Genomic DNA, 13626 nt, shown 5'->3' with positions numbered 1-13626 from the left:
TACCCTATGACCAAAGCGTTACGCTATACCCTGTTTGTTTTATGTCTGGCGCTGAGCTGGGTGCTGCCCGGTTGCAGCAGTACGAAAACTGTGCCGGAGGGCGATGCCCTGTTTGCAGGATTTGACGTGAAGGTAAACGATGAAAAAGACAGCAGTAAGCGGGGCACTGCGCTTGAAACTGAACTGAGCAACACAGTTCGCCCGAAGCCCAACGCCTCTATACTTGGTATGCGCCCCAAGTTATGGATCTACAACACTTTTTATACGGAGAAGGAAAAGGGCCTGAAGAACTGGATCCAGAATAAACTGGGTGAGCCCCCTGTGCTATTGTCCGAAGTGGATACCTCCAGCATTAATGAAGTGATGCACGCCCGCCTGCACAACCGGGGGTACTTTTACAACAGCGTGCAGAGCGATACTACTATCAAAAAAAAGATGGCCACCATCGCCTGGACCGCTACGGTGCATGAACCTTACCGTATACGCAACATTTCCTACACTCTCAGTGACTCACTGCCCATTCATGCCGAGATCAGGCAGTTGGAGGCCAACTCGCTTCTGAAGCAAGGAGAACCATACGATCTGGACAACATGATCCTGGAAAGAGCCCGCATAGACCAGGCCCTCAAAAACAGGGGCTATTTTTTCTTTGCGCCCGCTATGCTCATTTTCAGTGCCGACACCACCGTGGGCAACAAGGAAGTAGATGTGCTGCTGCGCCTGAAAAGAGACATGCCAGCGCACGCTCTGCGCTCCTATAAAATTGACGACATCTTCATCAACGCAAACTTTGTTCTGAACGATAGCCTGTCTGTAAGCGATACGTTGCGCTTTGAAGGTTACAACTACATTCCGAACGAAAACTATGTACGGGCAAAGCATATAGTGCCCGGCCTTTTTGTAGCAAAGGACAGCGTGTACAGCCGCCGCAACCATCTCCTCACAGTCAGCAGGCTGTCGGGGCTGAGTGCCTATAAGTTCGTGAACCTGCAGTACGAGCGCGATACCCTGAAAGAAGATCGTTTGGATGCCTTCATTTATATGACACCCGACTTAAAGAAATCGCTGCGGGCGGAAACGCAGATGGTGAGCAAGTCCAATAACCTGGCGGGGCCCGGCATCTCGGTATCGTTCCGAAACCGCAATGCTTTTAAGGGTTCTGAGATGCTCACGGTGAACTTTACGGGGCGCTTTGAAAACCAGGTAGGCGGCCAGCGGGTCGTCAGCAGCGGAGAGTCGGCATCTGAAAACCCGGTCGGGCTTAGCTCCTATGAGCTTGGCGTGCAGACTAGTCTCACCTTCCCGAGACTGGTGGCGCCCTTTAACCTGCCCAATCTGCGGTCCGCCTTTGTGCCAACGACGCGCATTTCGCTGGGCTACAACTTCCTGAACCGGGTACAGTTCTTTCAGATGAACTCCTTTAATGCCTCCTACGGGTATAACTGGCGACCGAAGCAAACGATCACGCACGATTTCACCCCGATCAACCTGCAGTACGTGCGCCTGGGAAAACAGACAGATGAGTTTAGCAATCTGCTCGCTGCAAACCCGTTTTTGAGAAGCAGTTTTGAAGAGCAGTTCATTATCGGTTCCATTTACCAGCATACTCTCAGCACCCTGGGTTTGGAGAACAAAACACACCAATTTTTCAACGCCACCACGCTTGACGTGTCGGGTAACCTGGTGAGTGCGGTGCAGTCGCTGATGGGCAATGACAAACGCGATGATGCCTCGGAGCCGCCGGTACCGCCGCGCACTATCTTTAACCAGCCTTACTCGCAGTACACCCGCCTCGAAAACGACTTCCGCTATTATTTCAATTTTTCTAAAACAAGTCAGCTGGCAACACGCCTGATCGCGGGGGTGGGATATCCTTATGGCAACTCTATGACCATGCCTTATGTGAAGCAGTTCTCGATTGGGGGTCCAAACAGCATCAGGGCCTTTCGGGCGCGCAGCATCGGGCCGGGTACCTACAATGTGCCGGACACCCTGGCCTTCTCCTTTTTTGACCAGGTAGGCGATATTAAGCTAGAGGCGAACGCCGAGTACCGTTTCCCGATTTTCGGATTTTTCAGGGGAGCTGTTTTCGTGGATGCCGGTAACATCTGGCTGATAAACGAGACCTACGACCGCAACGGAAACCTGGAGAAGCCCAAGTTCAAAGCCGGCAATCTGTTTCAGGAACTGGCAGTGGGCACAGGTTTTGGCCTGCGGGTGGACATTGAATTCTTCGTGATCCGATTCGATCTGGGTATACCTGTGCGTGTACCCTACCTGCCCGAAGGCGACCGCTTCGTCCTTAATGATTTCCGCTTCGGCTTTAACCCCAAACCTGGGGAACACGGCATGGTGCTGAACATAGCCATCGGCTACCCCTTTTAATACCAGGTCGTTTCTTTCTAAGAAAACACGCTCAAATTTATTGTCATTCTGTTAAGAAACTTGGTTGAAATAGAGGGCCCCTACCCCCGGGAGGTTAAGCCGATCCTACTTGCGGGGGTAGGGGCCCTCTTTACCAAGATCCTTTCAGGATGACAAAAAAAGTAGAATGAAACGGCCCTACTTCTAAAACAGGTATAAGGTACAGCCTTTAGCATAACACGGCTATACCTTATACCCATCTATACCTGGTTACAAGATATCGAGCACCCTCTCTGGTGGCCTTCCGATGACGGCTTTGTCGCCCTTTACCACAATGGGGCGCTCGATCAGGATAGGGTTTTCGGCCATGATCTGCAGCCACTCCTCGTCGGTGTAGCCTTTGTCTGCATAGGTGTCTTTGTATACCTGCTCGCCTTTTCGCAGCACCTGTTCCGGTTTCAGGCCCAGTTTGTGTAGCACGTCTTTTAGCTCTTCGGCAGAGGGCGTGTCTTTCAGGTATTCCACCACCTGTAGCTCCTCTCCTTTTTCACGCAGCAACTCCAGCGTCTGCCGACTTTTACTGCATCTGTTGTTATGATAGATCGTAACCATTGCTAAAACTTGATTTACCCAAAGATACGTAAAATCAGCCGATAGGCTATGGCTGTCGCTATACCGCCCATTTCGTTAAAAAGCTTAACTTTGCAAAAGTGATTGCCCGGAAGGGAATCTGTTTTTAGAAAAAAATCGTAACAAACCCTCTATTTCCTAATAAACCATTATGAAAAAGACAACATTTTTTGCAGCCCTGGTAGCGATGTTTGCTTTCACGTCCTGTTCATCAGATAGCAACCAGCAGCAGGCTGATGCCACAGAAGAGCACGACCACGAGCACCACGATGGCATGGCGCACGGTGATAACGTGCCCGCTGCCGGCACCGTGGTAGTAGAAACACCAACTTTTGATTCGGTGGCAGAGCCCATGAAACGAAACCTGTCGCAGCTACTGGACGAATACATCGCCCTGAAAGACGCCATGGTGGAGTCTGACGCTGAAACCGCAAAAGAGGCCGCCAGTACGGTACTCAACTCGGCTAACGCAATGCCGGTAGCTACCCTGCAGGTACCAGAGCAAAAGACATTCGCCGAAGAGCAGGTAGAAAAAGTACGTAAATCAGCCGCTGCCATTGCCGCCACCAACGACCTGGGCGAGCAGCGCAACCAGTTGGAAGACCTGTCAGAGGCCGTGTTTTCGTTGACAAAAGCTTTTGGCGCCACCGACCAGAAAGTATATTACCAGCACTGCCCGATGGTGAACAACAACCAGGGCGCCTACTGGGTAAGCACCAACTCTGAAATCCGTAACCCTTACTTTGGAAGCAGCATGCTGAAGTGCGGCAGCAATGAAGAGGTGTTTAATTAGTAAGTGATTTAGCGAATGAGTGATTGAGTGATTTTGCAATACTCTAATAAAAAAGAGCTGATCAATTCCTCGATCAGCTCTTTTTTATTATTGATTTGGGCGAAGTTCATTACCCATTTTCATTTACATCCACTCAATCACTGACTCACTCTTTCACTCCATCACCAACTCACTAAATCAAAAATAACAATCTGTCCAATCCAGTACGATGTGTATGAGCAGGCCCAGACCAATTAGTCGGGTTTTAGGGATAAGCGCGAGTACGGTATAAAGTGGCACGATCCAGTAGCGGTGTAATAAGTGAAAACCGACGCTGCATCGGTCTTGATCGATGATGGGGGTTACCAGCAAATGGTCTAAATCAATCAGCCAGCCTGCCAACATCATAAGCGAAGCATAGCGCAGTTGATCTCTGTAAAACAGCGCCGCTACCAGTACGGGCACTGCCATGTGCAGTATGATATGGATCGCAAAAGATAAAGTCATAAGCAGGATACTGCATCAGCAAGGTATAGGTTGCTGGCTCCCCGAACATAAAAAAGCCCTTCGCTTTGTTTAGCGGAGGGCTTTTTCTATAGCTATGGGAATAGACTATTTCAATGTGTCCAGGAGCATCCTCGATTTAACGCGCAGCGCAAACCATTCATATGTATTTTTAAGTCGCTCAAAGTGCAGTCCTTCTACAATACCATTCACGCTTGCCTCCTGCAGTGCAGTTGCCAGCACGTTGTTTTCAATCGGAAAGTTATCGTAAACAAGTCCTTCTTTTATAAAAGAACATTCCACCTTCTTCTCTCGGTCTTTCAATAGAAGGGTGTTGCTGTGCCGGAGCGCTTTCTGGATTCTCTCTAGCTCTTTCATAGTCATGTGTTTGTGCAAAAGATTATAACTTAATAGCAAGTTAATTACATGAACTATTCACAAAAAGTTCATGAATATTTCAGGTTTATCGTGATTTTTTTCAATTTAATACGAAAATCAAGCAGGAAGTAAGTCTTGGAGGCCTCATAAGTGGCTGTATAACCAGGAAACAGATTTTTGGCTTTGGCGAGAAGACACTGAGATAGTTTTTAGGAGGCGTTTCGGAACAAACCCTCATCAGGATCGCTGCAGGATACGAGCCACTGTTGCGCAGCACCCGAATCGGCAAAATGAGCAATCTGGACTTTATTATTGGTCATGCTGAGTAAACTGTCACTCACTTTCTCTACAACAACCTCCAGGAATAGGTCGTCGGGCAGTACGAGTGCTAATTTGCGAAGCTTGGTATGCGGCAAACTATGGCCCAGCAGTTCTATTGTCCAGCTTTGATCGCTCATGTTGGGAGTACTTACGCGGCTGAAGTCCACCAGCCAGCACATGGCATTGCTGTTTTGCAACTGCTTACATACGTTTACGAGCGCCTGCCGGTACTCATAACTGTTTACTACCCGCAACCACTGACTCGAAATGAGTCCCTGTTGTGCGTTATAGCTTACCTGAAAGTAAGGTAGTGATTTCATATCCTAATAACAGTCAATTATTTACTGTTATAATCACATAACGTTCAAACTATACGGCTGTTGTGTCTTTTATGTGAAATCCATGATTTTCATGTCCCAAGCTACCTGATTTGAATGCAAACGGAACTTGAAATAAATATTTTATCTTACATAGCAGATGCTCACGAATTTTTATAATACGTTGGCGTACAAAGTGATATAGATCATTTTATATAATGCTTCCCCGTATTACTTTTATGCTTCCTTCATAAAAATATGCAGTAAAAAATAGCATTATCACACTTTAAAGGCGGGAGAGAATGAAAAATCTGAGACGTGCCTTTGTCGAGGAGACTGGAAAAAAAGTAGAAAAGAGAACTGTCAGGAAATGTTTCTGGAAGGTATACAGCTACCTCCTTTACCAGGATACTGCCAGCCTGTTTGAAACCCTGGATTACCGAAGCTCCCTGGACCAGGAAGAACGTAAGCGCGAACGCTATTTTGTTTTCCGATACATGCTCCGTCTTCTTAAAAGCAAGCACCCCAAACAGTATAAACATCTTTGTCCGCTACCCGGCTAAGGTATAGCAGGAAACAGACTCACGCCTGCTTAATGCACAAGCCTCGGATTTGCCTATCAGGTAAATCCGAGGCTTTTTTTGTGTTATTGCTAAAATAAATAAGAGATCAAGCAACCTTTGCTTACTGCTACTCATCTTTCAGCCAATACGGATTCGGAAGCAGTTAGACCCCACCCCGCTTTCATCGAATGATCTGAATTCAAATGTCCGTTCGTCGGAATTCTGGTGCAGTTAACGGATAATTTGAGGCGATTCATATAATAAAGTAAACAGTACCTTGCATTACAAAGTACTATAGACTAGCTTTGCATCATCACATTACAATACACGCTAACAAAATAATACTATGAAAAAGCTCTTCTGTTTAATTGCGCTTATCTCACTAACTATTCTGTCACACAAGGGTTTAGCCCAAAACGAAGGCTGGCTGACAGGTAAAGTACTGGATGAAAAAGGGGAAGACCTGGGATTTGTGAATGTCGCCGTAATTTCCTCTACCACTGAAGCAGTAGTGACAGGTGCCATTGCAGAGATGGATGGTACCTTCCGCATTAAATCGCCGGCAAAGGGAAGCTATAAATTGAAGTTAAGCGGCCTGGGCTACCTGCCTCTGGTAACAGAGCTGTTCGAGGTAACGGGCCCTGACTTTAGCCGCGATTTCGGCAAACTGCAGGTGAAACCGGATGTGAAAACCCTGAAGGAGGTGACCATTCAGACCATGCGACCTACCATCACGAATGATGCGGAGAAGATGGTAGTGAGCGTGGAAGGAACCGGACTGGCACAAGGCAGCACGGCCTACGAGGTGCTGGAGAAATCACCGGGCGTGTGGATTGACCAGGATGGCAACATCACCCTTAACGGCAAGCCCGGCGTGCAGGTCATGATCAATGGCAAGCAGTCTTACCTCTCGGGTAAGCAGTTGCAGAACCTGCTGCAGGGCATGTCGGCTGAAAACCTGAAAGACCTCGAGATTATCACCAACCCATCCGCCCGTTACGATGCCGAGGGTGCTTCCGGCATCATCAACATCAACCTGAAAAAGAACGAAGCCTTTGGTATGAACGGCAATGTGTATGCAGGCTACCAGTACAACCGCATGAGCTCGTACAACACTGGCTTCGACCTGAACCACAAGAGCGGGAAGTGGAACACCACAGCGGGTTTGGATTTTGCACGCCGCAGAAACTTCCGCGACATGGAGATGGAGCGCATTTTCAATGACCCGGCGGGTCGCAGCTTTTTCGACCAGGTAGGTATAGAAGAGCGTGAGCGCATCAGCCCTACCCTTCGCCTGGGCACTGATTACGAGATCAACGATCGCCACAGCGTGGGCTTTATGAGCAACCTGTTCTACAACAGCAACGAAGGCATCTTCAACACGGAGTCTGACCTGCAACGGCCTGTGGCCGCTAATAGCCGCCAGATATCTGCCACCAACGAGCATGAGAGCACTTACCGCAACGGCACTTTTAACCTGCACTACAACGGCAAGCTCGACACAGTCGGCACCACCCTGTCAGCTGACGTGGACTATGCCCGCATTTCGGATGAGACAAACTTTGTGTTCAAAAACAGACAGTATGTGCTCGGCACGGACGAACTGGTCAGCCAGGAGCACCTCACCAGCTTTAACCCAACCGGCTACGACATTCTGGCTGGCAAAGTGGACTTCGGAAAGAAACTGGGCAAGGATGGCAAACTGGAACTGGGCGCGAAGGCCAGCCATGTGGTATCAGACAACGAACTTCTTTTCTATGAAATAACCGACGGCCGACAGGTACTGGACCCACGCCGCACCAGCCACTTTGTGTACACCGAGAACATTTTTGCAGGGTATGCAAACTACTCTACTAAACTAAGCGATACCTGGAAGATCATGGCTGGTCTTCGTGCCGAGCATACCTCTTCCGAGGGCAACTCCATCACCCTGCAGGATATCACCAAGCGCAACTACCTGGACCTGTTCCCCAGCCTGTTCCTGCAGCAGAAAGTGAGTGACGACTACCAGGTGAGCTACAAGTACAGCCGCCGCATCAACCGTCCTTACTACGGCCAGCTGAATCCGTTCATCTTTTACCTCGATCCTTATACCTGGTCACAGGGTTACCCGAACCTGAAGCCACAGTATACCAACTCGTTTGAGATCACACAGACCCTGAAAGAGCGCTACAACCTGATGGCCGGTTATTCTATCACCACAGACTTTATAGGTGAGATACCAACCTACAACAGCGAGGACAATACCACCGTGTTCGGCCAGCGCAACATCGAGAGCTACAAGAACCTGTATTCCACGCTGGTAGCCCCCGTGCAGATCTCAGGCAAATGGGAGATGAACAACACAGCCACCCTGGCCTACCAGCGCTATACCAAAGAAGTGAACGCTGAGGATGTTATCAATGACCAGGTGCTGTTCTATCTGCAGTCTAACCAGAGCATCCAGTTGCCAAAGGACATCCGGATGGAGCTGAACGCCGGTTTCCAGGGACCAGCCGTGTATGGCCTGTACGAGATTAAAAGCCAGTGGTGGCTCGATGCCGGCCTGAAGCGCACGTTTATGGACGACCGCCTGACACTGGCTCTTAACGCGACCGACATTTTCCAAACGCGCTTGCTGAAAGTGAAAACCATGCTGGATGGCAACCTCAACGCCATCGACCAGTACCAGGGCAGCCAGAGTATCCGCATCAACCTGCGCTACAACTTCGCCAAGGGCAAAGACTTTGAAGCGAAGAAGCGTAACATCAACCTCGACGAGATCAACAGAACCGGAAACTAGAATAGTAACACTTGTTAGCTTACTCAGCCCCCGCACTCAACGTGTGGGGGCTGTTTATTTTAAAACAGGTATAGCCGCCCTCCCCTATCCTGATGCGCACTTGGCACGTAGTATTACATTCAATAAAACGAAACACGATGCAAGAAGCGAATACTGAACCTAAGAAACTACGCATAGCAGCCGTAGGAGACATACATGTGAGTGAGCAGGATGCAGGCAAATGGGTTGACTTTTTCAAGCAGGTGTCGGAAGAGGCTGATGTGCTGCTGCTTTGCGGTGATCTGACAGACACAGGCCGCGAAAGCGAAGCGGAGGTGCTGGCCGAGGAACTTAAGGCTTGCTCTATACCTGTGCTGGCTGTGCTGGGCAATCACGACTACGACCATGACCAGGTGAAAAAGCTGCGCAAAATCTTTGCCCCGACAAACCTCAAACTTCTCGACGGCGACTTTACGGTGATCGGGCATGTGGGCTTTGCCGGCGTAAAAGGTTTTGGTGGTGGTTTCGACAGGTATATGCTGGGCATGTTCGGCGAGCAACTCAACAAAGACTTTGTGCAGGAAGCTGTAACCGAAGCCCTGAAGCTGGACGCGGCCCTTGCGCAGATCGACAGCGAACAAAGTGACCTGAAGAAAATCGCGATCCTGCATTACTCTCCTATCCAAGCCACGATAGAAGGCGAGCCGGATGCCATTCACCCCTTTCTGGGCTGCTCCCGCCTCGAGGAGCCGCTGAACCGACGCAACGTGGAGGCTGCCTTTCACGGTCACGCGCACGTAGGCACACTGGCAGGCGAGACGAGTACGGGGGTTAAGGTATTCAACGTATCGAAACCCGTGCTGCAGAAGTCCGAATACGAAAAGCCTTTCTTCTTATATGAGGTATAGGTAGTAGTTTGTTTTCCAAAATACATCTCGCTATACCTTGACAATTTACCAGGCCTTTTCATAGAAAAGCCATGGAAGGCAAATAAACCGGTGCAGGTAGCTAAAGGCTTCCTGCACCGGAGAAGGTCAACCGATTTTAGAGATCAGGTCGGCAGACCTGTTGGAGTAGCCTACCTCGTTGTCGTACCAGCCGACCACTTTCACAAGCGTTCCGTTTGCCGAGGTCATCTCACCGTCGAGAATGCAGGAGTGTTTGTTGCCCACTATATCGATGGACACGATCGGGTCTTCGGTGTACTCTAAGATGCCCTTTAAAGAGCTGTCGGCTGCGTTTTTCATAGCGGCGTTCACTTCCTCTTTGGTAGCGGGCTTTTTCAGAATGCAGGTCAGATCCGTGAGCGAGCCGGCAGGTATAGGCACCCGTATGGCCACGCCGTCCAGTTTGCCTTTCAGGTGGGGCATGACCAAACCGATCGCTTTGGCTGCGCCTGTTGTGGTGGGGATGATGGAGTAGGCGGCAGCGCGGGCCCTTCGCAGATCCTTGTGTGGCGCGTCCTGCAGGTTCTGGTCAGCAGTGTAGGCATGCACGGTGGTCATGTAGCCTTTCTCAATGCCAAAGGCGTCGTCGAGCACTTTCGCCATGGGCGCCAGACAGTTTGAGGTACAGGAAGCATTGGAAATGATTCTTTCGTCACCCGTCAATATGTCCTCGTTCACTCCCAATACGACCGTTGGTATATTGCCTTTGGCGGGGGCTGAGATCACTACCTTTCTGGCACCGGCCTCTAAATGTCCGGAGGCTCCCGCTTCGTCCACAAAGCGTCCGGTGGATTCAAGCACAACGTCTATACCTAGTTTTTCCCAGGGCAGGTTTTTGGGCTCGCGCTCAGCCGTTACACCGATCTCCTGGCCATCTACGATTAAACCGGTATCCGTAGGTTCCACAATGCCATTAAAGCGGCCGTGCACGGAATCGTACTTCAGCAGGTGGGCCAGTGTTTTGGTATCGGTCAGGTCATTAATGGCCACAACCTCTACATTTTCCTTCCGGAGGAGGGCTCTGAAAGTGAGCCTGCCAATTCGGCCAAAGCCATTGATTGCAACTTTTATCTTTGCCATAGTTTTTAAATTAATGATTGAGTATGGTACATGATTTATTTTCTCGGATTAGCTTGGCAGTCATACTATAAGTATACTCCAAAACCCCTGGGGTAGTGCACTAAAAAATGTAAACGGTAAATATTGGAGATAGAATGAACACCAGGAGCATTACGGCAGCCGCCCATGCCTCCAAAGAATCCATTCACCATATTGGCCGCTCCCTGCGCCACACATTCCTGATTACCACAACCACGTGTGTCCGTCAGCTCGTCTACAATGGTAAGTGTCATCAATGACAATACCGCGTTTTTTCGTTAAAGCCGCCTTAATTGCTTTTTAGACCCTACCCTGCACAAATCCTTTTAACAATCACTATTTATGCGTCAATTTTTGCATTTCAACGTAATATTTGTACTTTTGCACCCTTAAATGTACGCCCCGAACTTACATAGCGTCCCTACTCCCCCCTGAATTGTTGTTTATCCAATCCGGGTAAACAGGTATACTATATCATTTTTTCAATAATGGTCCGCAGGGACCGCTCATACTTTCAGCTTCATGGTTTCAGAAGAAATCCTGCGCAGGCGCACCTTCGCAATTATCAGCCACCCCGATGCCGGTAAGACAACGCTTACCGAGAAATTACTTTTGTTCGGTGGTGCGATCAACACGGCAGGTGCTGTCAAGAGCAACAAAATCACCAAATCCGCCACCTCCGACTTTCTCGAGATCGAGAAACAGCGTGGTATCTCTGTGGCCACCTCGGTGATGGGCTTTGACTATGCCGGACACAAGATCAACATCCTGGATACGCCCGGTCACAAGGATTTTGCCGAAGACACCTACCGTACGCTTTCTGCCGTGGACAGTGTGATCCTGGTGGTGGACTGCGTGAAAGGTGTGGAGGAACAGACCCGCAACCTGATGCAGGTATGCCGCATGCGCAACACACCCGTGATCGTTTTCATCAACAAGATGGACCGCGAGGGACGCGACCCTTATGAACTGCTCGACGAGCTGGAGCGGGAGCTGAACATTCACGTGCGCCCACTTAGCTGGCCAATTGGCATGGGCTCCACCTTTAAAGGCGTGTACAATTTGTATGACAAGGACCTCCGCCTTTTCACGGCCAACAAACAACAGCTTACCAAAGACGTTATCGCCATCGAGGACATCAAGAGCACGGAACTGGACGAGATCATCGGAAAGCAATCTGCTGACACACTCCGCTCCGATACCGATTTCCTGAACGAGTTTTACGAAAATTTCGACCTTGACCTCTACAAGGAAGGCTACCTGGCTCCTGTGTTTTTCGGCAGTGCCATTTACAATTTCGGGGTAGGCGAACTGCTCGACACGTTCGTTAAGATCGCCCCCTCGCCGCAGGTTGTGGAGGCTACGCAGCGGGAAGTGCGCCCCGAAGAGAACGCCTTCACCGGTTTCATCTTTAAGATACACGCCAACCTCGACCCGAACCACCGCGACCGCATTGCCTTTTGCCGTGTGTGCTCGGGCAAGTTTGAGCGTAACAAGCTCTACTACCACACCCGCCTCGACAAGCGCATCCGCTTCTCAAGCCCCACCAGCTTTATGGCCAACGAAAAGAGCCTGCTCGAGGAGGCATGGCCCGGCGATGTGGTGGGCCTGTACGATACGGGTTCCTTTAAGATCGGCGACACGCTGACAGAGGGCGAATTGCTGCAGTACAAAGGTATACCGAGCTTCTCTCCGGAGATCTTTAAAGAGGTGGTGAACAAGGATCCGTTCAAGACAAAACAACTGGAGAAAGGTATACGGCAGCTCACCGATGAGGGTGTGGCGCAGTTGTTCGTGCAACAACCGGGCAGCCGAAAGATCATCGGCACGGTGGGCGAGCTGCAGTTCGATGTGATCAAGTTTCGCCTGAAACAAGAGTACGGCGCCACTTGCGACCTTTACCCCATGAACTACTACAAAGCCTGCTGGATCACATCGGATAACAAGACGGAGCTGGCACGGTTCATCTCGATCAAAGGCAGCCACATTGCCTACGACAAAGACGAAAACCCCGTGTTTTTTGCAGACACGACCTGGGTCCTGCGCTCGGTGCAGGAACATTACCCGGCCATCAAGTTCCACTTTACCTCCGACTTTAAGTTCGAAGCAGCCAGGCAGGTTTAATAAACAGAATGCTATACCTTAAAACGATTAGCTTATGGCAACAAACATAATCGCATGCCTATACCTAGGGGAAGAATCCTGCTGATGCCGCATAGCACCAAATGCACCAAGTGTGCCTAAACGCAAATCGTATGACGTGTCCGCTTTGCCTGTATGCTGGTGATTTTAAGGAAATAAAAGGACCAGACAGTCGCCTTTTTCTACACTGCGAAAACTGCCAGCTGGTATTTACGGAGCAGCGTTTTCTACCATTACCAGAGGTAGAGGAAAAACACTATCTGACCCACGAAAACGGCATAGAGCACGCGGGCTACGTCAACTTTCTCAACAGGGCGATACAGCCTACCCTGCCTTTGCTGGGAAGGGGTATGCATGGTCTGGACTACGGTTGCGGCCCAACTCCTACCCTTTCGCTCCTCCTTGAAAGAGAAGGCTACAGGATGGACAACTATGACCCTTACTTTTTCCCGGAACTAAAGACGGAGCAGGTATATGATTTTGTCTTTGCCACGGAGTGTTTTGAGCACTTTTTCTACCCGGCTAGGGAGTTGCACTTACTTTATAAGCTGCTTAAACCAGGTGGTCTGCTAACCATTATGACGGAGCAGTGGCAGGAAACTGACAAGATCCCGACGTGGTATTATGCCAAAGATCCAACGCATGTAGTCTTTTACCATAGCCGTACCTTCCACTGGATTGCGCAGCATTGCGGTTTTGAGCTCATGTATACAGACAACAAAAGAGTAGTCATTATAAGAAAAGACAAGTAAAACAGCGTAGCCTCTGCCAGATGAAAAATTGATTTAAAAAAAACAGAATACAACCTTATACAGCTTAGCTTTTTTTA

Annotated in this window: 12 protein-coding genes; 7 read left to right on the top strand and 5 right to left on the bottom strand. The window is 49.6% G+C overall.

The window, feature by feature from the left end; translation table 11 throughout:
- Nucleotides 1–6 precede the first annotated feature (6 nt).
- The gene (gene tamL / locus C8E01_RS05455; RefSeq protein WP_116542358.1) at nt 7–2385 is read left to right on the top strand and encodes a translocation and assembly module lipoprotein TamL; all 2379 of its coding nucleotides are present in this window, start codon (nt 7–9) and stop codon (nt 2383–2385) included.
- Nucleotides 2386–2634: 249 nt separating this feature from the next.
- Here the strand turns inward: tamL and arsC are convergent, their stop codons facing one another.
- On the bottom strand, nt 2635–2976 hold the full coding sequence (gene arsC, locus C8E01_RS05450) for an arsenate reductase (glutaredoxin) (RefSeq protein WP_116542357.1): 342 nt from the start codon (nt 2974–2976) through the stop codon (nt 2635–2637).
- 169 nt (nt 2977–3145) lie between these two features.
- Here arsC and C8E01_RS05445 point away from each other — a divergent pair, with 169 nt between their 5' ends.
- Nucleotides 3146–3787: a DUF3347 domain-containing protein gene (locus tag C8E01_RS05445; RefSeq protein WP_116542356.1), complete on the top strand. Its 642-nt coding sequence runs from the start codon at nt 3146–3148 to the stop codon at nt 3785–3787.
- 177 nt (nt 3788–3964) lie between these two features.
- Here C8E01_RS05445 and C8E01_RS05440 read toward each other — a convergent pair whose 3' ends face one another.
- The 3 genes from C8E01_RS05440 to C8E01_RS05430 form a co-directional block, all read right to left on the bottom strand.
- The gene (locus C8E01_RS05440) at nt 3965–4273 is read right to left on the bottom strand and encodes a DUF6122 family protein (RefSeq protein WP_116542355.1); all 309 of its coding nucleotides are present in this window, start codon (nt 4271–4273) and stop codon (nt 3965–3967) included.
- Between the two features lie 105 nt (nt 4274–4378).
- Entirely contained in the window at nt 4379–4648 is a 270-nt protein-coding gene (locus C8E01_RS05435; protein ID WP_116542670.1) for a hypothetical protein, read from the bottom strand.
- 209 nt (nt 4649–4857) lie between these two features.
- A complete protein-coding gene (locus C8E01_RS05430; protein ID WP_116542354.1) occupies nt 4858–5289 on the bottom strand; it encodes an STAS/SEC14 domain-containing protein in 432 nt (143 codons plus the stop codon).
- Nucleotides 5290–5588: 299 nt separating this feature from the next.
- Between C8E01_RS05430 and C8E01_RS05425 the strand changes: the two genes are divergently transcribed.
- The 3 genes from C8E01_RS05425 (at nt 5589) to C8E01_RS05415 (ending at nt 9518) form a co-directional block, all read left to right on the top strand.
- Complete coding sequence (locus tag C8E01_RS05425; protein ID WP_116542353.1) at nt 5589–5849, top strand: hypothetical protein; 261 nt, start codon at nt 5589–5591, stop codon at nt 5847–5849.
- Between the two features lie 346 nt (nt 5850–6195).
- On the top strand, nt 6196–8631 hold the full coding sequence (locus C8E01_RS05420) for an outer membrane beta-barrel family protein (protein WP_116542352.1): 2436 nt from the start codon (nt 6196–6198) through the stop codon (nt 8629–8631).
- Nucleotides 8632–8768: 137 nt separating this feature from the next.
- A complete protein-coding gene (locus tag C8E01_RS05415) occupies nt 8769–9518 on the top strand; it encodes a metallophosphoesterase family protein (RefSeq protein ID WP_116542351.1) in 750 nt (249 codons plus the stop codon).
- A gap of 126 nt (nt 9519–9644) precedes the next feature.
- On the opposite strand, the gene gap is transcribed toward C8E01_RS05415, so the two are convergent.
- The gene (gene gap / locus C8E01_RS05410; protein ID WP_116542350.1) at nt 9645–10637 is read right to left on the bottom strand and encodes a type I glyceraldehyde-3-phosphate dehydrogenase; all 993 of its coding nucleotides are present in this window, start codon (nt 10635–10637) and stop codon (nt 9645–9647) included.
- A gap of 540 nt (nt 10638–11177) precedes the next feature.
- Between gap and C8E01_RS05400 the strand changes: the two genes are divergently transcribed.
- Nucleotides 11178–12779 (top strand): peptide chain release factor 3, encoded by a 1602-nt coding sequence (locus tag C8E01_RS05400; protein ID WP_116542348.1) that lies wholly within the window; start codon nt 11178–11180, stop codon nt 12777–12779.
- A gap of 131 nt (nt 12780–12910) precedes the next feature.
- A complete protein-coding gene (locus tag C8E01_RS05395) occupies nt 12911–13549 on the top strand; it encodes a class I SAM-dependent methyltransferase (protein WP_165820570.1) in 639 nt (212 codons plus the stop codon).
- Nucleotides 13550–13626 lie beyond the last annotated feature (77 nt).

The organism is Pontibacter virosus (genome assembly GCF_003096355.1).
GTDB lineage: Bacteria > Bacteroidota > Bacteroidia > Cytophagales > Hymenobacteraceae > Pontibacter > Pontibacter virosus.
This window is presented reverse-complemented; position numbering and strand designations above follow the sequence as displayed.